Here is a 26,426-nt window from a genome sequence, read left to right as displayed (position 1 = left end):
CCGCGTATTTATAGAAGGTGGAAATTATGGCAGAAGAAAAACGTAAACGGATTCTTTCGGGTATTCAGCCTACCGGTACGCCGACGCTGGGCAACTACATCGGCGCGGTGCGCAACTGGGCCCTGCTGCAGCCCGACTATGACTGCCTGTATATGGTTGCCGACCTGCACGCGCTGACGGTGCGTCAGGTCCCGGCGGATCTGCGCCGCCGTACCCGCGAGCTGGCCGCATTGCTGCTGGCGGTGGGCATCGACCCGGAAAACCATGTCCTCTTTGTGCAGAGCCACGTGCCTGCGCACTGTGAACTGTCCTGGATCCTCGCCTGCAACACCCAGTTCGGTGAGCTCTCCCGCATGACCCAGTTCAAGGACAAGAGCGCCAAGCATCCCGACAATGTCAACGGCGGCCTCTTCACCTACCCGGTGCTGATGGCGGCGGACATCCTGATCTACAATGCCGACCTGGTGCCGGTGGGGCAGGACCAGACCCAGCATCTGGAGATCGCCCGCAACATCGCCAACCGCTTCAACGGCGTCTACGGTGATACCTTCATCCTGCCGGAAGGCTATGTCCCGGCATCCGGTGCCAAGATCATGTCGCTGGCGGAACCCACCAAGAAGATGAGCAAGTCCGACACCAACGTCAACTCCTTCATCCTCATGACCGATGACAAGGACACCATTGTGCGCAAGTTCAAGCGTGCCGTCACCGACTCCGACGGGGTGGTCCGCTTTGACCGGGAGAACAAGCCGGGCGTGTCCAATTTGATGGCCATCTACGGCACCTTCACCGGCAAGACGATGGAGGAGATCGAGGCGGAGTTCGCCGGCAAGGGCTATGGCGACTTCAAGATGGCGGTGGCCGAAGTCACAGCCGACGCGCTGACTCCGGTGCAGGCGGAGTACAACCGCATCCTGGCTGACAAGGCCTATGTGGACGGTGTGCTGAAGAACGGTGCCGAGCGGGCCTCTCGCATTGCCAACCGGACGGTAAGCAAAGTCTACCGCAAGGTGGGCCTGCTGCAGCTGGACAAATAACGCGCCCCAGCGCAAAACCCTTGACAAATCGGCCGGGAGCCGATATAATATTTGAATTGGTGCGGCTCTTTTGCGGGCCGCACAACTTTTACTATCGCGTATCAGTTAGGAGAATCGAGCATGGCTAAAGAAGTCGTCGTTACCCGCGAGGGTTACAAGAAGCTGGAACAGGATCTGAACGAACTGCGCACCGTCAAACGTAAAGAGGTGGCGGACAAGATCAAGGTCGCGCGCGGCTACGGCGACCTGAGCGAGAATGCCGAATATGACGCCGCCAAGGAGGAGCAGGCCATCGTGGAGGCCCGCATCGCCGACCTGGAGGCGACCCTGAAAGTGGCCCGCATCATCGATGACAGCGAGCTGTCCAACGACACCGTTTCCATCGGCATGCGCGTCAAGATCCTCGCCGAGGGCGATGATCCGGACGAGGCCGAAGAATACGACATCACCGGTTCCACCGAGGCGGATATGAACCTCAACCGCATCAGCGACGAGAGCCCTGTGGGCGCCGCGCTGATCGGCCACAAAGCCGGTGACGAGGTGGACGTTACCCTGCCCAACGGCAGCATCATCGTGTACAAGGTGCTGGCCGTTTCGCGCTCGAAGTAAAACAAGGCAGGGGCGGGGAATACCTGCCCCTGTTTGTATTTGGAACAGAAAGGAAGATCTCTCATGGAGCAGAACAAGCCCCAGACCGAGCAGGATCTGACCCAGCAGGCGGCGGTCCGCCGCCAGAAGCTGGCCGACCTGCGTGCCGCTGGTCATGACCCCTTCGTCATCACCAAGTACCCCCAGGATGCATACTCGGCCGACCTCAAAGCCGAGTTCGCCGACCTGCCAGCCGAAGCCGAGACCGGTAAGATCGTCACGCTGGCGGGCCGTATGATGTCCAAACGCGTCATGGGCAAGGCGAGCTTTGCCCATCTGCGTGACCAGAAGGGGGACATCCAGATTTTCGTCAAACGCGACCTGCTGGGTGATGAAGCCTATGCGGCGTTCAAAAAGCTGGACATCGGCGACATCATCGGCTGCAGGGGCGAGGTGTTCCGCACCAAGATGGGCGAGATCTCGGTGCGCGTCAATGAGCTGACGCTGCTGTCCAAGAGCCTGCTGCCCCTGCCGGAGAAGTTCCACGGCCTGACCGACCGCGAGGCCCGTTACCGCCAGCGCTATGTGGACCTGATCGTCAACCCCGACGTGAAGCAGACCTTCATCAAACGCAGCGCGATCCTGCGGGAACTGCGCAGCTTCCTGGACGGCAAGGGCTTCCTGGAGGTGGAGACTCCCATCCTGACGCCCTTCGAAATCGGTGCTTCGGCCCGTCCTTTCCTGACCCATCACAATACGCTGGACATGGATATGGTCCTGCGCATCGAAACCGAGCTCTACCTCAAGCGTCTGATCGTGGGCGGCATGGACCGGGTCTACGAGGTGGGCCGTATCTTCCGCAACGAGGGTATGGACCCCAAGCATAACCCCGAGTTCACCACCATTGAGCTCTACCAGGCATACACCGACTACCACGGCATGATGGACCTGGTGGAAGAGATGATGAAGACGGTGGCCCAGAAGGTCTGCGGCAGCCTGCAGATCACCTATCAGGGCAAGGATATTGACCTCTCCCACTGGGAGCGGATGACGATGACCGAGGCCGTCAAGAAGTATTCCGGCGTGGACTTTGACGCCGTCCAGTCTGACGAGGAGGCCATCGCCCTGGCCAAGGAGCATCATGTGGAACTGCCGGAGATCCCCACCAAGGGAGCCATCCTGGCGGAGTTCTTCGATGCTTTCGTGGAGGAGAACCTCATCCAGCCCACCTTCATCTACGACTATCCGGTGGAGGTAAGCCCGCTGGCCAAGCGCAAGCCTGGCAATCCGGCCATCACCGAGCGCTTCGAGTACTTCATCAACGCTACCGAGTTCGGCAACGCTTTCAGTGAGCTGAACGATCCCATCGACCAGAAAGGACGCTTCGAGCGTCAGGTGGCCGAGCGCAAGCAGATCGACCCGGCCAGCAAGGCTCAGGTGGACTACGACTATGTTACCGCGCTGGAGTATGGTCTGCCCCCGACGGGCGGCCTGGGCTTCGGTGTGGACCGTCTGGTTATGCTGCTCACCGATTCGGCGTCCATCCGTGACGTCTTGCTCTTCCCCACCATGAAGCCCATCGATCAGTAAAAACACGCTATATAGATATTCTAAAAAGGAAAAACACTATATATTGTGCCTGCTGCGTGATGTACAGCTCGTTGTGACAGCAATTTGACAGCAAAATTTCAAGGAATCACACATTCACACGAACGGTTGTGAATTTCAGACAATTCAAATCTCAGGTTTGGATTAAACCCAAAAGCACTTCTCAGAAGATTTCTAAGAAGTGCTTTTTTGTTTGCAGTCAACTTTTGCCACACATTCCCACCATCAAAACAGGAGGCACCTTATATGAAAGAGCAATACAAACCGATTAAAAGCATGAAAGAAGTTCCCGATCAACTGCGGAAACTGCGCAGAGAGTGTATTCGCTATCAGCAGGCCGAACTGATTTACAGTCTGTCCCACAAGAAGCTGCTGGAACTGGCAAGCGATGCAGGCGCTATTTTTCGGATTGACAGCACCGTCCTGATCAATCGTGAGATATTCGATGCCTATCTGGAACGCTTCCATGAACCGGCTACCGGCAAATACCGGGAAGGTGATGCGGAATGAGCGGAAATGTGTGGATGTTTTCAGATCAGATTGATGATGAAGATTTGGAGTTCATGGCTCATGAATTTGTTACTTATACCATGGCTTGTGCGTATTACGGTCTGGGGCTGAAGCCTCTAACCCGTATGGCACATGAGGCTGGTGCGATTTATAAAATCGGGACGAAGGTACTGATTCGCAGGAGCATTTTTGAATCGTATTTGAGAGAGCAACGCAAAGAAAGCACCTGCGATGATTGCAATTAAGGAACTCAAGAGTGCTGAAGGAGGCACACCATGAAACTGACTTACACCGAGATCAACGGCTATCTCATTCCCGATCTGATCCTCCCCGAAACCGACACCCGCCCCATCGGCAAATACGGAGAACTGTGGCGGCAGTTCCTCCGGGAGCAGCGTCCCGACCTGTTCGATCTCATGCTTCTGGAAGGTACGCTGCACAGCCACCTGGCTGATGTGGATGCTGAGGCCCGGCAGATGGTGGAAGATGCCATCGCGCAAATGGCCCGACAGCAGGGCGTGGATGAAGCCCTCAAACGGGCCGATCCATTGACTTGGGCAGGACGCATGAATGCAATCAAGAATGCAGCCGAGGAAGCGGTCCTGCCGGACCTTCTGTACGGGGACGCGCTGGAGTGATTCCTTTTCAGTCCGTACAAAAACGCCTGTCCGCAGGGGTAACGAGCACTGGCTTTGTATAGCTTTTGCAAGCCATACGCCGCCCCAGCGTAGGACGCTGGCAAGGGGCGCAGCCCCTATGACCCCCGAAAATCCAACAACGCAACAATGCAAAGACCGAGCAGTAATGCCCGGTCTTTTGCTATATGGAGGTGAAATTATGTTGACTCGAAACGTGCAAATGAACATCCGGGTGACGCCGGAAGAAAAGCGGCTGTTTGAACAGGCCGCCACCCGATGCGGGTTGACCCTCTCCCAATACATCCGTATGCGGCTGCGCAACCAGATGCCCCGCCAACTGCCCACCGCCGACTATCGGCAGGTGCTGGATGCTCTCACTGCCCTCTACCACAAGGACAACACACCGGAGGTGCAGCGGGAGATTCTGGACACGCTGCTGGCCATACAGAGGGCTGTTACAGTGCCGCAGAAGGAGGAATGAGTAAGATGGCTGTCACCAAGATCTGGCCCGTGAAAGGGCGTCTGGATGCGGTCATACGCTATGCCGGAAATGAAGAAAAGACCCGCCTGCCGGACCTGACCGGTCTGTCTGCAGGCAAGGACGATCTGAGCGACGTGCTAAAGTATGCCGCCAATGACGCCAAGACCACCCGGGAAAGTCAGCTGTTTGTCAGCGGTGTCAACTGTGTCCCGGAGATCGCCCGCCAACAGATGGAGCTGACCAAACAGCAGTTCGGCAAGACCGGCGGCACGGTTGCCTTCCATGCCTACCAAAGTTTCCGTCCCGGCGAAGTCACGCCGAAGCAGTGCCACGCCATCGGGGTGGAACTAGCCAAGCGGGTGTGGGGTGACCGGTTTCAGGTGCTGGTGGCCACCCACCTGAACACCGACTGCTGCCACAATCACTTCGTCATCGACTCGGTGTCCTTCGTGGACGGAAAGCGGTACAACGACTGCAAAAAGACCTACCGCGCTCTGCAGGACGCTTCGGATGAACTGTGCCGGGAGCAGGGGCTTTCGGTGGTAGACAAAAAGGGCGCCCACCGGGTGCCCCGTAACCTCTATCTGGCCGAGAAAGCCGGAGAACCTACCCGGTATAACGTCATGCGCCAGGACATTGATCTGGCCATCCTGCGCAGCGAGACGCCCCGCGATCTGCCTCGTATCCTGCGCAAGATGGGCTATGAGGTGGATTTCAATCCCAACCACAAATACCCGACTATCAAGCTGCCCCATGAGCGCCGCGCCGTGCGCTTCAAAACACTGGGCGAGGAATACACCCCGCAGGCAATGGCCCAGCGCATCCAGCAGAATCATGCGATGGGGATATTCAAACGCATGGAGATCTACAACAAGCGGTATCCGCCGGTGCATCCCCATTACCAAAAGCTGCGTCAGGACTTCCGCAAGGCCATTATGGAGGCGTTCGGGATCTACCGCACCTACCTGTATTACTGCTATCTGCTGGGCAAGCTGCCTACCACAACACCCAACTACCGCCCGCCCCATCCGGCTATGCGGGAGGATTACCGCCGCTGGGCGGAAATTGAAAAGCAGCTGCATCTTCTGGAACGGTATTCTCTGAATACCGCGGAGGACGTAGCCGCTTTTACATCGGAGCAGGAGCAGAAACTGAGCGATCTGGAGGCCCGACGCGCCAAGTGCCGTAACCGACTGCGCCGCTGCCGTAACCCGACCGAGTGCGAGGCTCTCCACACGGAAAAGGATGAACTGACCAAACAGATCACCGAAACAAGAAAGGAGCTGAAAACTGCCCAGCAAATTCCCGCCCGTGTCAAACGTATGCGGGAGAACATCCAACTGTTGAATGATCGGGAGCAGCAGCGCACCGCCCACCAGAAAGAACGATAATCACCCAATCACAGAAAGGACAACGACTATGAATCCCTACGGCATTTTGACCTCTTATGAAGAACGCATGAAAGCCAACCTGCAGCGGTATCAGCGCCCGGAAAAGGCCGGAACTTTCCGCTTGCGCCTTGATCATCGCACCTGGGGCAAGCGCATGTGCCTGTTCTGCTACTTCACCGACCTGGACACCGGCGAGAAGATCCGTCTGGCCTGCTGGCGCGGCGCTGGGGAACGCTATGCGCCCCGCAAATGCACCATCGACTTTGCCAAGGTCCGTGACCGCACCTGCTGGCGCTGCACTCTGGCAGTAAACGTGTACGGTATTATTGACTGGATCGACGCGGAGCAGTTGTAAGAAAACTTCCACCTTGTAACGTGACATAAACGACAGCCCCTACCTGTGTATGGATGCACAGGTAGGGGCTGTTTGCTATTTCAGTTCTTGTTCCAGATCCTTGAATAAGTCGGAATGGAAAAACTCCTCGATAGTGATACCCAAGCCGTCACACAGCTTTTTGATGGTGGAAACTGTGGCGCTGCGGTTTCGTCCGCTGATGATGTTATTGACGGTAGACTGGGTGACACCGCTCATGTTGCACAGCTTATTGATGGAGATGTTTTGCTCTTGGCATAGTTCCAGAATGCGCTCTTTGACCGCCTCACCGATGTTCAAGGGTATCACCTCACTTCCAAGAAAATGATACCCGTTTGCTATTGAAAAGATTAACTCTTTTGAGTTAATATAACTCAAAAGGGTTGGTGATTTTCGGGTGGATAATAAGCGCTGTTTCTTGATCGGCCATCATGACGCTCCAGAGAGTATTTATCCCGCGCTGCAAAAAGAAATTGAACGGCATATCACTGAACTAGGTGTGAACGAGTTTATCGTGGGACACTATGGTAATTTTGATCGTATGGCTGCAAGGGCTTTGGTGACTGCAAAGCAGATCCACCCGGAAATATCCCTTTGGCTTTTACTGCCATACCACCCGGCAGAGCACAAAGTTAAGGCCCCGGAGGGCTTTGATGGTAGTTTCTATCCGGAGGGGATGGAGAATACCCCGCGACGAGTAGCTATTGTAAAGGCAAATCGGTATGTTATAGATCATGTTCATTTTCTTATTGCGTATATTCGCTATCCAGGCAGTAATACCCAAAAGTTGTTTGAATACGCAAAGAAAAAGAAGCTTCAGAGCAGTCTTATATAACCATAGATGCAAAGCCAAAAGATTGAGTGGTATCTTTTTGTGCAGAAACTAACATGATAATTTTTAGAGATAATCACCAGCTGCAGTGTGTGGTGATCAGCACGGGAAAATCATGCAAACGCATGATTTTTCTTGCGAATCCTTGTTGATTATGTTATCATTAATTACAACGCTGTCAGGTGTTGGAATAGACCATTGGCAGCAAGACTGCAAGAAAAAATGCTCTGCTGCCAGGCAGGGCATTTTTTATTGTGAGGGGGAGGTACTTTTTCTATGGCTGTTAGTTATAAAAGGCTTTGGAAGCTTCTGATTGACAGAGACATGAAGAAGAAAGATTTATGTGCAAAAGCCGGAATCAGTTCTGCTTCCATCACAAAAATGGGAAAGAATGGCCACGTTACAACCGAAATCCTTTTGAAAATATGCACCGCGTTAAATTGCAGGATTGAGGACATCATGGAAATTGTACCTGATGATAAGGATAGCACCTGACATTTCATACCACAGAAACAAGTACACACAAGAAAGCGAGAGAACACATTCTATGGCAGATAAAAACACCAGTAACATTGGTTTTGAAAAGCAGATTTGGGACGCCGCCTGCGTGCTGCGCGGCAATATCGACGCTTCGGAGTATAAATCTGTTGTGTTGGGCCTGATTTTCTTGAAATACATCTCTGACCGGTTTGAGGCCAAGTATAAGGAACTGGTAGCAGAGGGCGACGGATTTGAAGAGGATAAAGACGAATATACCGCCGAGAATATCTTCTTTGTGCCAGAGGACGCCCGTTGGAGCGTGATTGCCGCTGCGGCCCATACGCCGGAGATCGGAACGGTCATTGACGAGGCCATGCGCAGCATTGAAAAGGAGAACAAACGGCTGAAAGACATCCTGCCCAAGAACTTTGCCCGCCCGGAGCTGGACAAACGCCGCCTGGGCGAGGTTGTGGACCTGTTCACCAATATCCAGATGATGGAGCATGGCGACAGCAAGGATATCCTGGGCCGCACCTATGAATACTGCCTGTCCAAGTTCGCTGAGCAGGAAGGCAAGCTGGCCGGTGAATTCTATACGCCGTCCTGCGTGGTGCGCACGCTGGTGGAGATTTTGCAGCCCTACAATGGCCGTGTGTACGACCCCTGCTGCGGTAGCGGCGGTATGTTTGTGCAGTCGGCCAAGTTCATCGAGAATCACGGCGGAAACATCAACAAGATTTCGGTTTTCGGCCAGGACTCCAACCCCACCACCTGGAAGATGGCCCAGATGAACCTGGCCATTCGGGGCATTGAGGCCGACCTGGGTAAGTTCAACGCTGATACCTTCTTTAATGATTGCCACCCCCAGTTGAAAGCGGACTTCATCATGGCTAACCCGCCGTTCAATTTGTCCGACTGGGGCCAAGAAAAACTGCTGGACGATGTGCGCTGGCAGTACGGTACGCCGCCTGCAGGCAACGCCAACTTTGCTTGGATGCAGCACATGATTTGGCATCTGGCCCCCAACGGCCGTATTGGCATGGTACTGGCCAATGGTTCTCTATCTTCCCAGAGCGGTGGCGAAGGTGAAATCCGCAAGAATATCATCAACGCAGATTTGGTGGACTGCATTGTAGCCATGCCGTCCCAGCTGTTCTACACCACTCAGATTCCCGTTTCGCTGTGGTTTCTGGCCAAGAACAAAAAGCAGAAAGGCAAGACCCTGTTCATCGATGCCCGGAAGATGGGAACCATGGTCACCCGAAAACTGCGGGAGCTGACCGATGAGGACATCCAAAAGCTAGCCGATACCTACAATGCCTTCGTAGATGGTAAGCTGGAAGATGTCAAAGGATTCTGTGCCGTGGCTACCACCGAAGAGATTGCCAAGCAAGACTATATCCTTACCCCGGGCCGGTATGTGGGCATTGAGGAGCAGCAGGATGACGGCGAACCCTTCGAGGACAAGATGGAACGCCTGACCAAGGAGTTGTCGGGATTGTTCCAGAAATCCCACGAACTGGAGGCGCAAATCAAGGAGCGACTGGGGGCGATTGGGTATGAAGTATGAGACCTTCCGCTTTGATGAAGTCACCATTAACTTTGATCGAAAAAGAATTCCGTTATCTGCAAAACAGCGTTCAGAACGCCACGGAACTTATAGATATTTCGGTGCACAAGGCGTCATTGATTATGTAAATGATTATATTTTTGATGGCACATATCTGCTGATTGCAGAAGATGGCGAAAATCTGAAATCCCAAAAGCAAAATATAGCCCAAATAGCCAAAGGAAAGTTTTGGGTAAACAATCATGCACATATTGTGCAAACAAATGAACGCTGTGATTTGCGGTACCTTCACTATCTTATCAACAGTATGGATTTATCGGGATATATTACAGGATCAGCCCAGCCTAAGCTCAGCCAAGCTAATTTGAACGCAGTCACACTACAGCTCCCCATTATTGATGAACAAGAAAAGACAGTGGCGATTCTTGGCGCATTGGATGATAAGATTGAACTGAACAATAAGATTAACGATAATTTGCAGAAGCAAGTTAAAGCTATTTATCATGTAATGTTTGTAGATACCCCAAATGCCGCTCGTAATACCTGCCGCGCAGATGAGTGTTTTGATATTTCTATCGGAAAAACGCCTCCGCGGAAAGAGCCCGAATGGTTTTCTGAATGTTCCAAAGATTGTGTCTGGGTTTCAATATCAGATATGGGGGCAAGCGGTTTGTACATTGCAGACAGTTCGGAATATCTGACCCAAGATGCTGTCCAAAAATTTAATATCAGAGTTGTTCCTGATAACACTGTGCTGTTGAGTTTCAAACTTACTGTAGGCCGCGTTGCTATTACAGATGGAGAAGTAACTACGAATGAAGCAATTGCGCACTTCAAAACAGATAAGCCAGAAATCAATGAGTATTTGTACTGCTACCTTAAGGCGTTCAATTTTGAAACAATGGGTAGCACATCATCTATCGCCACAGCAGTAAATTCGAAAATTATTAAAGCGATGCCATTCGTTATACCAGACGATAAAGAATTGGAAAAATTCCATGCGATTGCAGCTCCTTGTTTTGCATTAATTAAAGAGAATCAACGCGAAAATAAACGACTGGCTAAGATTCGTGATAATTTGCTGCCAAAATTAATGTCTGGTGAGATTGACTTGTCCACAATTCAAATATGATCTACAGGCATAAATGGGAGTAATGTATGGAAAATAAACTGATGCAGTGCATCATTCTTAGCGCTATGGCAATTTTACTGTCGATGATTGCTATATTTTTTAGCTTTGTTCGCTTCTGCTTTACTGAGCAAGCGCAATGGCAGAAAAAGTTTTTAAAGAGAATCTGCTCGCTACGTTACGAAATATTTCATGGCGCAATCGTTGGGGCTCTAACGATTTATGTATTTGTCAATTGGAATAAGTGTGTGTCTATGCAGTTCTTTCAGAAATTTGACGGAAACAATATTCTGTTTCTTGTATGGATTATTTTGATTTTTCTTCTTATTTATGAAGTTGAGGGAAAGGGAATAAAGGTGGCTCAACGAAAGCATGAGCAAACACAGCAAAGTTTAGACGAAGCAAAGTGGAAGTACCAACTGGACACGATGCTTGAACAAGTTAAAAAGCAAGAGTCGAATGCAAATGACTTTCATCGAGAAGCTAAAGGGGGACAATAAGCATGGATTACCAGACTAAAAACATGATTATAAATACCCTTACAAAAATTGTAGAAGATGCGCCTACGAAACCTACGGTAAAGTACGGAATGACTTCTCCTGCATATACTGTTAGTGGGGAAAGTTTTGGTATTTGGATAAACTATATTTTTTCAGTCATGCAAATAATTTCTTCTTATGTAGATGTGAATACATGCCTTACAAGCATTAATAACGTTGTTCAACAACCAAATTCGAATAACGATTATTCTTTACAAGTAAATACAATTTGCCAAATTATTTTGGATTTTGCACGTACAATTTTATATTTGTAACTGTTTTTATCCTAGTTTTAAATAGAGAAAACTTTAATCGCGCCAATAGGAAAGATAACTTTATTGAGGCGGACTATTCTAAAGTTGATATCTGGCCGAATTGAACAGGAAAAAGAGGCAATGATACCAAGCAGCCGGAGAGAAAAGAAATGTACGAAAGTTATACAAGGCAGGCACTTCCAGAAAAGCATTATCGAGAACTTTTAGGTACAGCATTATGCGTGTTTAATTCCAATAATGCGTTTGTGATAGAAAATATATTGCGTGTTAGCGACTCCTACATCTGGTATGAATTGGTGGATAAGGAATCCGGGAAGCTAAAATCGGCTTTGAGAGAAAATATTTGCAAAGATGGAAACTACGAGATAGCAAGTACTTTTGAAGAACTAGTTGAAATGCGCAATAGAATAATCCATAGTTTCCAGATTACAGATGTAGATAATAAGCAAAAACTAGCGACGAAAACTAAGGTTAACCAAGGTAATAAACAATTTGTGATAGACGAAAACTACTTGATGGAATTTATCCGCAAAAATGATAAGCTTAGCGAGTTATTGCATGATTTCCGGGGATACTAAATCGATATGAGGTGACCTACCATGCCTTTCACCGAATCCAACTACGAAAACGCCGTATTACAGCTCTTTACCCAGAGCCTGGGCTATTCCTATGTTTACGGCCCGGATATTGAGCGGGACTACCACTCTCCGCTGTATGAGGATGAACTGCTGCCTGCTCTCCAGGTGGTCAATCCCACCATGCCTCGGGAGGCGTTGGATGACGCAGTGTACAAGCTCAAAAACTTTGAGTCTGGATCTCTGTTGCAGAAAAATATGGTCTTTACCGACTATCTGCAAAATGGTGTGCCGGTGAAGTATCTGATGAAGGGCGAAGAACGCTCCGGACTGGTGTATCTGGTGGACTACCAGCATTCGGAAAACAACAGCTTTACCGCTATCAACCAGTGGACGGTCATTGAAAACAGTGAAAAACGAGCCGATATTGTCTTGTTTGTCAACGGCCTGCCGCTGGTGGTCGTGGAGCTGAAATCTCCCTCCCGTGAGGAAACCGATGCTTCCGCCGCTTATCGCCAGCTGCGGAACTACATGCATGAGATTCCGTCCTTGTTCATCTACAATCAGGTCTGCGTCATGAGCGACATGACCACCTCCAAGGCGGGCACCATCACCTCCGGCGAGGACCGCTTCATGGCCTGGAAAACCAAGGACGGCAGCTACGAGAACACTCAGGCTGCCCAGTTCGACACCTTCTTTGAGGGCATCTTCGAGAAGCGGCGCTTCCTGGATATACTCCAGAACTTTATCTGCTTCAACGTGGACGGCGCCAACACCTTTAAGGTCTTGGCAGGCTATCACCAGTATTTCGCGGTGAAAAAGGCCATTGAATCCACCCGGCACGCCACCGTCACCGACGGTAAGGGTGGCGTGTTCTGGCACACCCAGGGAAGCGGTAAGTCTCTGTCCATGGTGTTCTATGCCCATTATCTGCAAAAGGCACTGGAGAGCCCCACCATTGTGGTTATCACCGACCGCAATGATCTGGACAACCAGCTGTATGGCCAGTTCTCACGGTGCAAGGATTTTCTGCGCCAGACACCCCAGCAGGCGGAAAGCCGCCAGAATTTGCAGGAACTGCTGGCGGGCCGTCAGGCAAACGGTATCATCTTCACCACCATGCAGAAGTTCGAGGAGACCGGCGAGCCGTTGTCGGAACGCCGGAACATCGTGGTCATGGCGGATGAGGCCCATCGCGGGCAGTACGGCCTTACCGAAAAGGTCATCACCAAGCAAAATGAAAAAGGCGAACTGGAGGTCAAAACCTCCATCGGCACGGCCCGCATCATCCGCGACAGCCTGCCCAATGCTACATACATCGGCTTTACCGGTACTCCCATTTCCTCTAAAGACCGCAGCACCCGGGAAGTGTTCGGCGACTATATCGACATCTACGATATGACCCAGGCAGTGGAGGATGGAGCTACCCGCCCAGTTTACTACGAAAGCCGCGTTATCCATTTGAAGCTGGACGAAAAGACCCTGCGACTGATCGATGCGGAATATGATTTGATGGCACAGAACGCGGACCCCTATGTTATCGAAAAAAGCAAGAAAGAGCTGGGACAGATGGAGGCCATTCTGGGGGCCGACCAGACCATTGCGTCCTTAGTGGATGATATCCTCGACCACTACGAGAATTACCGAGCCAACCTGCTCACCGGCAAAGCCATGATTGTGGCTTACTCTCGCCCCATTGCCATGAAAATCTATAAGCGCATTCTCCAGCTGCGCCCGGATTGGACCGAGAAAGTGGGCGTGGTGATGACCCAGGGCAACAATGATCCGGAAGAATGGCGGGAGATTATCGGCAACAAGTCCCATAAAGAGGAGCTTGCCCGCAAGTTCAAGGACAACAGTTCCCCCATGAAAATTGCCATCGTGGTGGACATGTGGTTGACGGGATTTGATGTACCCTCCCTGGCCACCATGTATGTGTATAAGCCCATGGCCGGGCATAACCTGATGCAGGCTATCGCCAGAGTGAACCGCGTTTTCCGTGACAAGGAAGGCGGCCTGGTAGTGGACTATGTGGGTATTGCTGCAGCCCTCAAGCAGGCGATGAACGACTATACCGTTCGGGATAAAAAGAACTACGGTGACCCGGACGTGAGCAAGGCTGCTTATCCCAAGTTCTTGGAAAAGCTGGAAGTGTGCCGCGACCTGTTCCACGGTTTTGACTACACTACCTTCATGACCGGCGATGACCTTGAAAAGGCACGGATGATTAGCGGTGGCGTCAACTTCCTACTGGGCAAATCGGTGGCAGAGCACAATTTGCCGGATAAGGAAAAAACACAGAACGTCTACATCAAAGAAGCTCTGCTGCTCAAACAGGCACTTTCCCTGTGCAGCAGTATGGTAGATGAGAAAATCCGCTTGGAAGCTGCCTATTTTGAAGCGGTGCGCACCATGCTTGTTCGCCTTACGACGGGTGGTGGAACCGGCAAAAAATTCACGTTGCCGGAAGTCAATCAGCGCATCAATGAGTTGCTGAAACACAGTATCAAGAGCGAAGGCGTTATCAATCTGTTCTCTGATGTGGGGAAAGAATTCTCTTTGTTCGATCCTAAGTTTTTGGATGAGATCTCCCATATGAAGGAGAAGAACCTGGCGGTAGAGTTGCTGAAAAAGCTGATTGCTGAGCAGGTTTCAGTCTATCGGCGTACCAATGTGGTGAAGTCGGAGAAGTTCTCCGAAATCATCCAGAGCTCCATGAACCGGTATCTCAACGGTATGCTGACGAACGAACAGGTCATTGAAGAGCTCCTGAAGCTGGCCAAAGATATTGCCTCGGCCAATGCAGAAGGCGAAAAGCTGGGACTTACCCAAGAAGAACTGGCCTTCTATGATGCCTTAACCAAACCCCAGGCCATCAAGGATTTTTACGAGCATGACGAGCTGATTGCTATCACAAAAGAGCTGACGGATACGTTGCGCAAAAACCGCACCATTGACTGGCAGAAGAAAGAAAGCGCCCGCGCTGGAATGCGCAGATTGGTAAAACATTTGCTGAAGAGACATAAGTATCCGCCGGAAGGCATGGAAGATGCGGTAAAGACCGTTATGAGCCAGTGCGAGATGTGGACGGATAATGCGCAATGAAAATGATACGTATCAGAATGCGAAAACTATGAGGAGATTTTTATAATAAAAAAGCGAGAAGATTTTTTACAAAATCTTCTCGCTTCTACTCAGAAATCAGTTATCCAGAAACTCAGCCTTTTGGCGGAAATGGATCATTACCATATGAGTTTTTCTCACGAATCTTTCCATCAACACCATGGATAACCACCTCGGCACTCTGATGAATTGCAACCACACGAGCTTCCTTAAATGCCTGCTCTTGTGTGGACGCAATACCAGTTGCTCTGGTGTTGTGGATTTCTTTGTACTGCCAGTTACCATCTGGACGCTTTGTGATGTGATATTCTTTTTTCATTGAAACTCCTTTCGGTTTCAGAAAAAAGGGATGAAACCACCAACATCCCAACGGATTCATCAATGCTTTACCGCAATGCGGAACGCTTTGTGCCCGTACTGGCGGGCATAAATGCGTTTGCCATTGCGAAGCGTAATAAACGCAACGTAGATGTACGTGACATCACTTTTGCGAATCTCATCCATCGCAACTACCTCCTTCAAGCAGATTTTTCTGGGACGAATCTCAGAAATGCTTGCAAGAGGCAAACATGGTCGATATACTAAAGGTGTTAAAGGTTTAGCACATGGTGGTTTGCCATGTCTACATCTTGCCAAAACCCCATTTGAGTGCCAGCTCGAGTGGGGCTTTTTTATGTCAAGCGGACATTGCCGCAGGACAACTAGCTAAGGGGATGCGCTTCCTTGAGATCAAATAGCATCGCATGCTCCTCTTTCAAAAGTACACCATCGATGCGATAGCCACTTGATTCTTTTAGATTCCATCCCATCAGCTCTTGAAACGTGTTTAGGAGATCGCGACCGTTCCACCGCACAGAAACTACATTGGATTTTTTCTCTTTGTAAAAAGCGACTGCATTTTTTGCACTTTCCTCGCATGCTTGAATCGCGATTCGTTTCTCATTCTCGTCAATCAAAAGCACCACGAACTTGGGATAGCCTAATTTGATGACGACCGACTTGTTAAACGTGATGCCGTTACTTGTGATGGAAATGTACGGGACGCCTACATTGAAATTGTAAGCGGTGAAAGAATCCAGAATAGACATGATGGCTCCTCCTTTCTGCTTAACATTTTACACGCTTTTGCGGAATGAGTCAAGCAGAAAATGCGTATAAATTGTTTTACAATCTTTGTGCATATTGCTCTGAAATTGCAAAATGACGTTTTTGATCGCCTTGAATCATTCGAAATGCTTGCTTACTTTGCTTCTGCTTGGAGAAACGGCTTAAAAAAATCGAGGCCACTTCATTTTTTGCAAAGAGAGATTATTCTTTCTCTCCAACTTTGCGTCTGCTTGTGCTTCTTTTTTGCTTGCGGCGTTCTTCGACCGTCTCCTCTTGCCGAATTCTATCAAAAATCGCGCATAGTTCTTTATCAAAAGCCTCTGGATCAAAGGTTTCGGGATGTTCCGATGCCCGCGATACCAGGGGCTTTACTTCTGCCCGCCAGCGGGTGATGGTAGCTTTGCGGCTGGTATCGGACATACCCACAAAACGGCTGAGTCTGCCGTTCAGCTTGTTGCCAATCTTGGTGTATAGAGCAGTTGCAGGATCTACTGTGCGGCTTTTAGCGGTCTCCTCGGCACCAACTTCCTTGCAGGTGCGCTGACCACCGTTGGGCGCCTTGCGGTCACAGTATTTGGCCGTGGAACTGAACGGTATGAACAACATCCCGCACTGCTTGCAGTGACGGGATGTTTTGTGTTGACCGCACATTTGCAAGAACTCCGCCATCACCGCCTCGGACAGATTATCCGCCACAAGGTAGCTGCGACTGGTAATATCGGGATGCTTCCGGGCCTTGGGGGATTCCTCCGGCAGAGACAATCGGCTGAGCATCTTCATGTGAAGTTGCTCATATAGCTTGTTTCCAGCTCTGATACCAGAGTATCGCAGTAGTAAGGCATCACCATATCTCTGCATAGCATCTTTGTCAGACTGAGTATCGGCAGCCACCAAAGTGAAATCAACCAAATCGGACAGGGCGGGCTGAAAATCAGACAATCCTTTCAGCTGTTCCCACAGGAACTTCAGAATGGTATAGGCGGCAGCGGAGTATTCTCTGTCATCGGAATCTTCATATTGTACCAAAACGGCATCGGGTTCCGGCCAGGAATCCAGATAACGTTCGATACACTCAGCGGCACTTTCCAAAGCAAATGCCTTGTTCAGTTCGCGCTGGGCCACCTTTACAAACTTGTTTTCTATAATCAGATCCAGATCTTCCTGAGGAAAAGCCATATAATTTAGCTTTACCAAAGCCTGGTGGTAGAAATCGCAAGCTGCCTGGGTGCAGTAGTCTTTCAGTAGATTCTGCATAGCGGGGTAATCTTGCAGAGCATCCTGTACCTTATTATAGAGTTCAGCCACCTGACAATAGAGGGTTTTCTCCGGGTGAGCCAGACCATCAGCTATTGTGTGTACTTCTGCTGCAGGTGCCGTAGGGGAAGAAGTAGGCGCTACATAATGCCGCCAATCAGTGGTAGAAAACAGATCTGGATTGATGGGCATCGCTGCATCCCGGTTAGCGTCAAGTAGAGCCTTCGCTTCCTGTGCCAGTTCCGTCCAGGGAAGATCCAATGTTGCAAACACAAGCATCCCCAAAGGGTAGCTCTCTTCCATCCAGATGTTTTTCTGATGTTTACGGAGATAATCAATATACTCCTGCAGGTCCATAGAGAGCAATCGATCCAGTATCGTGTCCCGCTGCAGAGACTCTGTGCGTTGTCTGCGCATAGAAGTAGGCTTAGCCTGCGGCTCTACGGTAAAAGGGGAAGAATCTTCTTCTTCCGAAGAGGCTGCAGTTGCTGCTGCCTTCGACTGTTTGTCGGAAAAGATTCGGCTGCTCCATCGCCGCAACCACTCAAGCACGGTTTCCTTATTGAGTGAAGAATCAGAACCTCTTTCCAATTTGGAATCAAGAGGCTCAGTTATTGAGGATTTGTCCAGCACTTCTCGGTACTGGTGAATGTTCTTAAGGCGGAGATGCGTGGCTGTCCGTTCCTGCTGGCGGCGCATTTCCCGCGCGGCCGGGTCCCCTTGAAGATGAGGAGCAAATAAGGATTGGGGAATCAAAAAGGGCTCCAACAGCTTTTCGCCCTCAAAACGGAAGATAATACTTGTGGACATGATGCTTTTCCTCAAATGCAAGAACGTTAATATATTACGTTTCGACGATAGATATTTGTGTAATGCCTTGAAAATTAACGTGTAATTTCATCTTTACATGAAATTATAATAACATGTATAGCATTTGCGGTCAAGACGTGATATTCTGTTGCCACGGAACCTTGAAAACTGAATACCCGGCCGCTGAAGGAGATACGATCTTGCCATGACCCCGCAAGGCGAGCGAGACAACGTTGGGGGAGACACCCGGACAGGAACGGATTCGGCGGACCGGCCTTTTATTTGAACTTCATAAAGGAGGCACTTTTGTGAATGAGCAAGAGATCCTCTGTTTTGCGGATATCCAGGCAGAGGAAGTGAAATGGCTTTGGTATCCTTACATCCCATACGGGAAGATCACCATATTACAGGGCGACCCCGGATGCGGCAAGACGATGGCAGTGTTGTCATTGGCAGCGCTGCTCTCCAAAGGTGAAAGCCTTCCCTTTGAGGAAGCCGTCCGGGAGCCCATCAACATCCTGTACCAGACCTCGGAAGACGGCATTGCCGACACCATCAAGCCGAGGCTGGAAAGCGCGGGAGCCAACTGCACCCGCATCAAAATCATCAATGAAGAAAAGCGGGCGCTGACCTTCGACGATCCGCGACTGGAGCAAAGCATCCTGCAGGAGAATGCCCGGCTTCTGATCCTCGACCCTCTCTCGGCCTACATCGGCCCTACGGTGAGCATGAATCAGGCCAACGAGGTGCGGGGCGCTTTCCGCAGTCTGTACGCCATGGCCCAGCGCACCAGATGCGCCGTGCTCATTGTGGCGCACATGAACAAGATGAGCGGCATCAACGCCCTGTACCGCACCAGCGGTTCCATCGACATTGCCGGTGCTGTGCGATCCATTCTGACCGTGACACGGTACCAGCGTTCGCCCACACAGCGGGTGCTGGTGCCGGTGAAAAGCAATCTGGCCGCTGCCGGTCCGGCACTGCTGTTTGAGCTGAGCGACCATGTGGAATGGCTGCGGCAGCTGGACGAGGACGCAGAATCCCTTTTGAACGGCTGCGACAGTCTGTCGGAAGCCCCCACCAAGCAACAGCAGGTAGAGGAAGAACTGCCCCGGCTGCTGGAAAAGGGCCCTATACCCAATCAGGAGATCATCCAGCATTTCAAGAGCAAAGGCATCCAGGACCGGACGGTGAATCTGGTCAAAGGCAGGCTGAACATCCGCAGCGTCCGCAAGGGCGACAAGTGGTACTGGCAGCTGAACGCATGAACCAAGGTAACCATGCAAAGGGACGCGCCGCCGCTGCCCCTTGCGTTGTTGCATACTTGCCTACAACCCCAAATAAGAACTCCAATAACAAACGATACCGATACGAGGTAGAAAGGGAAAGTGACCATGGGATACGCACGAAAAGATGTTGAGAAAGCCAAGAAGGCTTCCAAAAAATTTGTCCGCTACAAGGAAGGGGCAGAGAAGTATAGCATGGGTTTGACAAAGTTTCAGGCTCTGGCAAAAGAAGCCAAGGCGGTTTATAAAATTGATAAGCTCGCTTTGGTGAATTGCGAGATTTTTGAGGATTATCTGGAAACCTTTCACATTGCCTGATTTTACAGGCAGGCTGAAAAGAAAATGCTCGATACACTCTTGACTTTTTGTCATACAAAAAGTATTCTATAGGCAGGGAGGCGTGAGAACAGATATGGCAGATATGGGAAGACCAAAAAGCGAACACCCGAAAAAGAAAATATTGAGTGTTCGCGTCGATGATTCCTTGTATCAACGGATCTGTGCTTACGCTGAACGCCATGGAATGAATGTGACAGAAGTTGTCTTGCAAGCGTTGGAAAAACTTATATCCAAACGTGAGTAGTATCGAGCCCTTCTCCTTTTGAGGAGGAATTGATATGGCAAAGACAAGAAAAGATCTGCGGGGCAGGGCCCTGCGAAAAGGAGAGATGCAGAGAAGTTCCGACAAGCGGTATTCCTACTGCTATACAGATCCGCTTGGACGGCGCAAGTACATCTATGCAAACGACCTTGTGACACTCAGAGAAAAGGAAGCGGAGTTAACCAAGAACCAGTTGGACGGTCTGGATATTTATATTGCCGGAAAAGCAACGGTGAACTTCGTATTTGACCGGTATATGAAGCTTAAGGCCAATCTCAGGCAGACAACTCGAAGCAACTATCTGTATATGTATGACCGCTTTGTCCGAAACACCTTCGGTAACAAGAAGATCGCGGATATACGTTTCTCGGATGTGCTTCAGTTTTATAACTGCCTGCTGCAACAGCAAGAGATGCAGATCAACACACTGGAAAGCATCCATACGCTTTTGCGTCCGACGTTTCAGCTGGCGGTTCGTGATGGCATCATCCGGAACAATCCCACAGATGGGGTACTGGCAGAGGTTAAGAAAAATTCTGACCAGCATAGCGGAATACGCCACGCTTTGACGGTGGCCCAGCAGCGGGCCTTTATGGAACATGTCGCCAACCATCCGGTGTACTTCCACTGGTGGCCGTTGTTCACCATATTGCTGGGTACAGGATGCCGGATCGGGGAAGCGCTGGGCCTCCGTTGGGAAGATATTGACTGTGAAAATCGAATGATCCATATCAACCATAGCCTGGTCTACTATCCGGTAGGGGAGAGCCGCACCTCTGTCCAGCATATCTCAAAGCCGAAAACAAAAGCCGGTGAGCGCACAATTCCAATGCTTGACTCTGTGCAGGATGCGTTTGAAATGTTGCGGGAAGAACAGCTAGAGAACGGTTGGAACGATGTGGAGATCGACGGAATGCACGGGTTCATCTTTTGCAACCGCTTCGGGAATGTTCCCAATCCTCAGTCTGTCAACCGGGCTATTAAAAGGATTGTTTCCGATTATAATGCCACAGAGGAAATCAGCGCGAAAAGGGAGCACCGGGAAGCCATTCTTCTGCCGGATTTTTCTGCGCACCATCTTCGGCATACCTTTTGCACAAGGCTTTGCGAACAGGAGACCAACCTGAAGGTCATCCAATCGGTCATGGGACATAAGGACATCAAAACTACCATGGATGTGTATGCCGAGGCGACCGAGGAGAAAAAACAGGAATCGTTTGAACGATTGGCTGCTACATGGAATGTATTTTGAGAAGGGCTTGGAGAGACAAATTGTCTGACAGCAAAATTCTTGAAATGACAGCAAATTGACAGCAAATATACGAGAATCACGAAGCATTACAGGGCATCATGAATGACGGGGGCTGTTGAAAAAACAGCATCGTGAAGCGCTACGAAGCGTGTTAAGGTGAAACCAAGAATAATCCCCACGATGAAGCCTATCGACTGATAATGGAACAAACCAGCCCCGCTGTGTTCGCTGCAGAACACGGCGGGGTTTTTGCTTGTGGTCCAGAAAACTTGAAGCGAATAAATAATACTGCAGAAAAACAAAAAATGGATTGCGTAGAGAATTATATTGTGATAAAATAACGGAGGCATTTATTATAAAGTAACGAATCGGAGGAGGAGCTTTGTGAGAAGAAAAAACTGGTTGGCGGGGGTCTTGGCAGCTGCCATGATGGCAGCCACGCTTGTGCCTTTTGCTGCATTGGCGGAAGAGGCGTCAGAGACGACACAAGCCGGTACGGCATACGCAGCTACCGGAGAGACTGCCTCGGAGGCAGTGGAACCCTCAGTTGAAACGGTTGCGGCAGCCGGGCAAGAGGCCACTGCTGAAACTGCGGATCCTTCTGTGGAAGTGGGATCTTCCTGGGAAACAGTTCAGCTTCTGGCACAGGAGGCGGCGGAACCCGTACGGCAGGCGGAACAACCATGGGACGGAGTCACGGTGGATACCGCCTGGTATGAGCCTTCGCAGCAGGTGTATACTCTCACTGCAGCGGCCGAACTTGCAGGATTGGCCAAACTGGTCAATGAAGGAAATTCTTTCGCCGGGAAGACTATACTGTTGGGGGCGGATGTGGATCTGAACGGACAGGAGTGGACTCCCATCGGAGGCGCGGATACGGGCAAAATTTTTGCCGGTATTTTTGACGGACAGAATCACACCATTTCTCATCTGAAGATTACGCGGGCACTGGAAAATACCGGCAGAAACAACCGCATCGGACTTTTTGGTGCGGCCAATGTGGCGGCAAGAATCCGGAATTTCACCATCGATCATGCGCAGGTTTCCGGCTGCCTGCAGGTGGCTGCGGTGCTGGGCGGCTCCGGTGGAGCAGAGGCTCAGCTGTCCAATGTGCATGTTACCGGTCGCGTTTCCATCCGGGGCTGGTGGTATGTAGGCGGTATCCTGGGCAAGGGATACTCCACCGTCACCGACTGTTCGGTGGAAGGAGACGGTGCCGCCACCTCCGCGGTGGCCATCACTGGCGGATATGTCGGCGGTATCGTGGGCTTCATGGGCGAGGATAAGAATGTGACCTCGGGATGTAAGGTCAGCAACATTACGGTCAGTGGTGCCTACAATGGCATTGGAGGCATCAATGGTATTCTGCATTATGGGAATATCATCCGGGACTGTACGGTGGAAAATGTAGTCGTCTGGCAGACCGAAGTGCAGGACGAAGAGACCGGCAGAATCTATGTAGGAGCTTTTGCCGGCACCTATCTGGATAACAACGGCAAAACACCTCCTACGCTGTCAGGCTGTGATTTTACGGGAGAAATTTACAGCGGCCCCGACAAAAAGGATGTGCTGGAAGCCACGCGGTATGTCGGCAGCCTCTGGTATGGGGCGGAACCGCCGGCCACGGTGCAAATTGAAAACTGTACCATCCACATTCCTGAAAAAACGCCGGAGCCGACCCCTGATACGGGAGAGCGACCGGAGGAAACTCCTGACACGGGGGAACAACCCGAAACGACCCCTGATACAGAAAATCCAACACCGGTTCCCACGGCAAAGCCTTCCGGGGGCGCTGCCGCCACACCTGCACCCACGGCAACGGCGACACCACGACCGCAACCTACCGCATCGCCCAGTCCCACACCGGTTGCAGTTTCTGTTACGCAGGCAAACAAGTCTCTTTCCACAGCTCGACCGGTGTCGTCGTCAGCGGCAACATCGGCTGTCCAGCAAGCACAGGACAATTCGGTGAAGGTACAAGCGGAGATCCGCGAGGAAAAAGCAACCGCATCGGTGGATCGGACTACACTGGCTGCGGCGGTGGACCGGGCAATCACCGGAGCCGGAACGGCAGATGGAGCGGTCACAGTGACCGTAGAAATTGAAGCGCCTGAAACGGCCCGGAGCATGGAAGTGACATTGCCTGTCCAGGAACTGAGTGCCTTGGCTGCATCGGAGAAGGCCGCATTCGTGGTGCGCAGTCCGGCGGCAGAGGTGAATTTTGATCGGGCGGCCCTGTCTGCAATTCTGAATCAGGCGTCGGAGGAAATCCGGCTGGTGGTCACGCCGGTGGAAAAGGAATCAATGACGCAGGAGCAGGCGGAGAAAGCAGGGGAACAGCCTGTTTTTGAACTGACGCTGGAAAGCGGCGGCATGGTGATTTCCGATTTCGGGGAAGGTCGCGCCGTCGTCACGCTGCCTTATACTTTGAAGGAGGGACAGCGAGCCGAAGACATCGTGGTCTGGTATCTGGCAGAGGATGGCCAGGTGACCGAGTGCGATACGACCTGTGATGCCGACGCGGGCCTGGTGACCTTTGTGACACCTCACTTCTCCCGGTATGTGATTGCCTGTGAGGAAAGCAACACGCCGTCTGTGTCTACACCGGAGCAGGGGATTGTCACTGAGGACACCGAGAGGGAAGAACCCGCATCCGGAACCACGGCATGGCCGGTGATCCTGGTGGTGCTGGTGGTGGCGGCCGTCCTCCTTTGGGCGGGCAAGCGCTTCCTAAAGCGGTGAGCATGGCGAAAAATTACATATAAAATCAAAAGAAGCCGCTTTGTGCCATGGAGCACAAGGCGGCTTCCTGTTGGATGTCCGGCTTTCGGGAAGTGACCCGGAAATTCCGAAAAAAATTCCCCTGCCCGGATCGACGGGCAAGGGAAATCTCAGGGCATGAAAAGGGAGAACGGAGACTTTATGCCACCACAGCGCCCAAGGCCGAAACGCCAGCCAGGCTCAGGGCCCCCATAATGCAGCCGGCCAGCAGTACACCGCCCATGCAGGCCAGCACGCTGGACTTGAAGTCCATATCCAGCAGGCTGGCGGCCAGGGTGCCGGTCCAGGCACCGGTACCCGGCAGAGGAATGCCCACGAAGAGCAACAGCGCCCAGGGCAGACCACGGCCGGCGGTTGCTTTCAGCTTTTCGCCGCCGCGGTGGCCTTTCTGCAGGCAGAAAGTGAAAAACTTGCCGATGACGGGCTTGTCGGCGCCCCACTCCAGAATCTTGCGGGCAAAGAAGAAGATAAAAGGCACTGGCAGCATGTTGCCGATGATGGCGACCACATAGACGCTCCACAGCGGCAATCCCAGAAGAACGCCGGCGGGGATCGCACCGCGCAACTCGATCAGCGGAACCATAGAGATGAAGAAAACATACAGGTAACTTGTCAGCATCGTGAAACCTCACAGTGTCAATTTTTCATATACAGAACAGGCTCTATTATACAGGATTACGCCGCGTTTGGCAAGCAAAAAACCACGGTGCTGCATTGGTTGTTTTTGGTGGGCCTGCCCAAAAAGAAGATGAACTCTTGCGTTTTGCGGCGGGTATGGTATCATTATACAATACGGCTTTATGGAAAACCGATTTCAGGCGGTCCGCCGCCGGAAGGGAAGGAACCCTTTTGTCCAAAACTGTAAAACAACGCTGGCTGTGGGCAGCGGCACTGCTGGCGCTGGCGGCCTTTGCCGTGGCGATGGCCTGGCTGCATTACCAACAGCTCTGTTCGCCGGGGGGCGGCAACGACCCCTATACCTCCGACCTGGGGCAGCACCTGGCCTTTGCCCAGCGAGGAATGGTTTATTCCACTACCTCTCTGTTGATTGGTCCGGCCTACGCGCTGGGAGGGCGCTGGGGCATCGCTGCGCTGCTGGCGCTGTTCCACCTGGGGGCGGTGGCTGTCTTTGCCCTGGGGCTGCGTCCCGCCATGCCGGGATGGTCCTGTCCGGCGCGGCTGCTGACCAGTCTGGTGATCAACTTCGCCCAGGCGGTCTGGATACCGCGGGGAGGGTACTGGTACCAGGGAACGGTCATCGGCACCATCTATCATAATACGACCTATATCATGCTGGCCCCCTTTGCCCTGTTGGCGGTTCTGGCGTTTTATCGGGCCTGGCAGGGAATGAGCGGCAAACTGGACCTGCGTATCTGGCTGGTGTATATCATACTGCTCACACTGGCCACCAGCTTTAAGGCCAGCCTGGTCTTTGCCTTTGCACCGGCCCTGCTTCTGCTGCTCATCGCCGATCTGGTCCGCACCCGGGGGAAAAATCTCCGGCAGGAGGTCATCATGGGCTGCAGCGTGCTGCCCAGCATTGCGCTCTGCCTGATCCAGGCCAACGTCCTGTTTGCTGACGCAGACAGCGGCATGAAATTGATCTTCACGGTGGATTTTGACCGGCATGCCATGCTGTGGGGGCCCTTCAATGAGGCGTCGGTCCTGGGGCTGCTGCGCTCCTTTGTCTTTGTGGTGGCGGTAGGCCTTTTGTTTGGGCGGCAAGCCTGGCGGAATTTTCGCTATCGGTTCAGTCTGCTTGTGTTCGCGGTGGCCATGGCGGAGGCGCTGTTTTTGGTGGAGAGCGGGGAGCGTCTCTACCATGCCAATCTCTGGTGGGGACCCTTTATCTGCTATTGGGTGTTCCTGCTGGAATCGGTTTCGGTCTGGCTGCAGGGTTGCACTGCCTGGAGAAGCGGTGCCCGCGGCGGCTCGCTCGGTGTCCGCCTGGTGCTCTGCGGAACGGCGCTGGCCTGGCATATTGTCAGCGGTATCTGCTTTCTGGTGCTGTTGATGCAGGGCCGGTCGTACAACATCCCCATCGAAACCTATCATTTCCTGTTCTTCTGAGGCAGAGTCAGCCGTCTTCCCCATAGGGAAGGCGGCTGACTCTGCTCTTGACAGCAACCCGCGGCGGTGGTATGATTATCCCACGATAGTTAGCTAATACTAACTATCGGCTTTTT

29 protein-coding genes are annotated in these 26,426 nt (G+C 51.7%); 23 read left to right on the top strand and 6 right to left on the bottom strand.

Going from position 1 to position 26,426, the window contains the following annotated elements:
* The first annotated feature begins 26 nt into the window (after positions 1–26).
* The 9 genes from trpS to NQ490_RS03170 all read left to right on the top strand — a co-directional run bounded on the left by trpS (position 27) and on the right by NQ490_RS03170 (position 6,608).
* The gene (gene trpS / locus NQ490_RS03210) at positions 27–1,037 is read left to right on the top strand and encodes a tryptophan--tRNA ligase (protein ID WP_007047407.1); all 1,011 of its coding nucleotides are present in this window, start codon (positions 27–29) and stop codon (positions 1,035–1,037) included.
* 120 nt (positions 1,038–1,157) lie between these two features.
* The gene (gene greA / locus NQ490_RS03205; RefSeq protein WP_007047406.1) at positions 1,158–1,646 is read left to right on the top strand and encodes a transcription elongation factor GreA; all 489 of its coding nucleotides are present in this window, start codon (positions 1,158–1,160) and stop codon (positions 1,644–1,646) included.
* Positions 1,647–1,709: 63 nt separating this feature from the next.
* Positions 1,710–3,215: a lysine--tRNA ligase gene (lysS, locus tag NQ490_RS03200; protein WP_007047405.1), complete on the top strand. Its 1,506-nt coding sequence runs from the start codon at positions 1,710–1,712 to the stop codon at positions 3,213–3,215.
* Positions 3,216–3,479: 264 nt separating this feature from the next.
* Positions 3,480–3,743, top strand: a complete 264-nt coding sequence (locus tag NQ490_RS03195) for a DUF6462 family protein (protein ID WP_007047404.1) — start codon at positions 3,480–3,482, stop codon at positions 3,741–3,743.
* Positions 3,740–3,988 carry an excisionase gene (locus NQ490_RS03190; protein ID WP_007047403.1) on the top strand — a complete coding sequence of 83 codons (249 nt, stop codon included), beginning with the start codon at positions 3,740–3,742 and terminating at the stop codon, positions 3,986–3,988. The genes NQ490_RS03195 and NQ490_RS03190 overlap by 4 nt, the downstream gene beginning before the upstream one ends.
* Before the next feature lie 30 nt (positions 3,989–4,018).
* Complete coding sequence (locus NQ490_RS03185; RefSeq protein ID WP_007047402.1) at positions 4,019–4,381, top strand: TnpV protein; 363 nt, start codon at positions 4,019–4,021, stop codon at positions 4,379–4,381.
* Between the two features lie 199 nt (positions 4,382–4,580).
* The gene (locus NQ490_RS03180) at positions 4,581–4,862 is read left to right on the top strand and encodes a plasmid mobilization protein (RefSeq protein ID WP_242654990.1); all 282 of its coding nucleotides are present in this window, start codon (positions 4,581–4,583) and stop codon (positions 4,860–4,862) included.
* 5 nt (positions 4,863–4,867) lie between these two features.
* The gene (locus NQ490_RS03175; protein ID WP_050764700.1) at positions 4,868–6,253 is read left to right on the top strand and encodes a relaxase/mobilization nuclease domain-containing protein; all 1,386 of its coding nucleotides are present in this window, start codon (positions 4,868–4,870) and stop codon (positions 6,251–6,253) included.
* 28 nt (positions 6,254–6,281) lie between these two features.
* Positions 6,282–6,608 (top strand): hypothetical protein, encoded by a 327-nt coding sequence (locus NQ490_RS03170; protein WP_007047399.1) that lies wholly within the window; start codon positions 6,282–6,284, stop codon positions 6,606–6,608.
* A gap of 75 nt (positions 6,609–6,683) precedes the next feature.
* Here the strand turns inward: NQ490_RS03170 and NQ490_RS03165 are convergent, their stop codons facing one another.
* Positions 6,684–6,935 carry a helix-turn-helix domain-containing protein gene (locus NQ490_RS03165; RefSeq protein WP_320415301.1) on the bottom strand — a complete coding sequence of 84 codons (252 nt, stop codon included), beginning with the start codon at positions 6,933–6,935 and terminating at the stop codon, positions 6,684–6,686.
* Between the two features lie 88 nt (positions 6,936–7,023).
* Between NQ490_RS03165 and NQ490_RS03160 the strand changes: the two genes are divergently transcribed.
* From NQ490_RS03160 to NQ490_RS03125, 8 genes are all read left to right on the top strand, one after another.
* A complete protein-coding gene (locus tag NQ490_RS03160) occupies positions 7,024–7,461 on the top strand; it encodes a hypothetical protein (protein ID WP_007047397.1) in 438 nt (145 codons plus the stop codon).
* A gap of 273 nt (positions 7,462–7,734) precedes the next feature.
* Positions 7,735–7,953 (top strand): helix-turn-helix domain-containing protein, encoded by a 219-nt coding sequence (locus NQ490_RS03155; protein ID WP_007047395.1) that lies wholly within the window; start codon positions 7,735–7,737, stop codon positions 7,951–7,953.
* Positions 7,954–8,005: 52 nt separating this feature from the next.
* On the top strand, positions 8,006–9,508 hold the full coding sequence (locus NQ490_RS03150; protein ID WP_007047394.1) for a class I SAM-dependent DNA methyltransferase: 1,503 nt from the start codon (positions 8,006–8,008) through the stop codon (positions 9,506–9,508).
* Complete coding sequence (locus NQ490_RS03145; RefSeq protein WP_007047393.1) at positions 9,498–10,640, top strand: restriction endonuclease subunit S; 1,143 nt, start codon at positions 9,498–9,500, stop codon at positions 10,638–10,640. Before NQ490_RS03150 ends, NQ490_RS03145 begins: the two co-directional genes overlap by 11 nt.
* A gap of 26 nt (positions 10,641–10,666) precedes the next feature.
* Positions 10,667–11,137, top strand: coding sequence for a hypothetical protein (locus NQ490_RS03140; RefSeq protein WP_007047392.1), 471 nt, complete (start codon positions 10,667–10,669; stop codon positions 11,135–11,137).
* Between the two features lie 2 nt (positions 11,138–11,139).
* The gene (locus NQ490_RS03135) at positions 11,140–11,451 is read left to right on the top strand and encodes a hypothetical protein (protein ID WP_007047391.1); all 312 of its coding nucleotides are present in this window, start codon (positions 11,140–11,142) and stop codon (positions 11,449–11,451) included.
* Positions 11,452–11,600: 149 nt separating this feature from the next.
* Complete coding sequence (locus tag NQ490_RS03130) at positions 11,601–12,029, top strand: hypothetical protein (protein WP_007047390.1); 429 nt, start codon at positions 11,601–11,603, stop codon at positions 12,027–12,029.
* 21 nt (positions 12,030–12,050) lie between these two features.
* Entirely contained in the window at positions 12,051–15,131 is a 3,081-nt protein-coding gene (locus tag NQ490_RS03125) for a type I restriction endonuclease subunit R (protein WP_007047389.1), read from the top strand.
* A gap of 112 nt (positions 15,132–15,243) precedes the next feature.
* Here the strand turns inward: NQ490_RS03125 and NQ490_RS03120 are convergent, their stop codons facing one another.
* The 4 genes from NQ490_RS03120 to NQ490_RS03105 form a co-directional block, all read right to left on the bottom strand.
* The gene (locus tag NQ490_RS03120) at positions 15,244–15,468 is read right to left on the bottom strand and encodes a DUF2188 domain-containing protein (protein WP_007047388.1); all 225 of its coding nucleotides are present in this window, start codon (positions 15,466–15,468) and stop codon (positions 15,244–15,246) included.
* Between the two features lie 59 nt (positions 15,469–15,527).
* Entirely contained in the window at positions 15,528–15,653 is a 126-nt protein-coding gene (locus NQ490_RS03115) for a hypothetical protein (RefSeq protein WP_007047387.1), read from the bottom strand.
* Positions 15,654–15,850: 197 nt separating this feature from the next.
* The gene (locus NQ490_RS03110; protein WP_007047386.1) at positions 15,851–16,237 is read right to left on the bottom strand and encodes a hypothetical protein; all 387 of its coding nucleotides are present in this window, start codon (positions 16,235–16,237) and stop codon (positions 15,851–15,853) included.
* Positions 16,238–16,457: 220 nt separating this feature from the next.
* Positions 16,458–18,320, bottom strand: coding sequence for a DUF6076 domain-containing protein (locus NQ490_RS03105; protein ID WP_007047384.1), 1,863 nt, complete (start codon positions 18,318–18,320; stop codon positions 16,458–16,460).
* 308 nt (positions 18,321–18,628) lie between these two features.
* Here NQ490_RS03105 and NQ490_RS03100 point away from each other — a divergent pair, with 308 nt between their 5' ends.
* The 5 genes from NQ490_RS03100 (at position 18,629) to NQ490_RS03080 (ending at position 24,201) form a co-directional block, all read left to right on the top strand.
* Positions 18,629–19,588: an AAA family ATPase gene (locus NQ490_RS03100; protein WP_040917805.1), complete on the top strand. Its 960-nt coding sequence runs from the start codon at positions 18,629–18,631 to the stop codon at positions 19,586–19,588.
* A 126-nt stretch (positions 19,589–19,714) separates the two neighbouring features.
* Entirely contained in the window at positions 19,715–19,924 is a 210-nt protein-coding gene (locus NQ490_RS03095; protein WP_007047382.1) for a DUF6462 family protein, read from the top strand.
* 94 nt (positions 19,925–20,018) lie between these two features.
* Positions 20,019–20,189: a hypothetical protein gene (locus NQ490_RS03090; RefSeq protein ID WP_007047381.1), complete on the top strand. Its 171-nt coding sequence runs from the start codon at positions 20,019–20,021 to the stop codon at positions 20,187–20,189.
* A gap of 34 nt (positions 20,190–20,223) precedes the next feature.
* Positions 20,224–21,459 (top strand): tyrosine-type recombinase/integrase, encoded by a 1,236-nt coding sequence (locus NQ490_RS03085; RefSeq protein WP_007047380.1) that lies wholly within the window; start codon positions 20,224–20,226, stop codon positions 21,457–21,459.
* A 384-nt stretch (positions 21,460–21,843) separates the two neighbouring features.
* Positions 21,844–24,201 (top strand): hypothetical protein, encoded by a 2,358-nt coding sequence (locus NQ490_RS03080; RefSeq protein ID WP_147644685.1) that lies wholly within the window; start codon positions 21,844–21,846, stop codon positions 24,199–24,201.
* 178 nt (positions 24,202–24,379) lie between these two features.
* Here NQ490_RS03080 and NQ490_RS03075 read toward each other — a convergent pair whose 3' ends face one another.
* Positions 24,380–24,859, bottom strand: coding sequence for a COG2426 family protein (locus tag NQ490_RS03075; protein ID WP_007047376.1), 480 nt, complete (start codon positions 24,857–24,859; stop codon positions 24,380–24,382).
* A 230-nt stretch (positions 24,860–25,089) separates the two neighbouring features.
* Here NQ490_RS03075 and NQ490_RS03070 point away from each other — a divergent pair, with 230 nt between their 5' ends.
* Positions 25,090–26,310, top strand: a complete 1,221-nt coding sequence (locus NQ490_RS03070) for a hypothetical protein (protein ID WP_050764699.1) — start codon at positions 25,090–25,092, stop codon at positions 26,308–26,310.
* The last annotated feature ends 116 nt before the right edge of the window (positions 26,311–26,426 follow it).

Source organism: Subdoligranulum variabile, from assembly GCF_025152575.1.
Lineage (GTDB): Bacteria > Bacillota > Clostridia > Oscillospirales > Ruminococcaceae > Gemmiger > Gemmiger variabilis.
The sequence above is the reverse complement of the archived record's forward strand: the minus strand, read 5'-3'. Positions and strand labels throughout refer to the sequence as shown.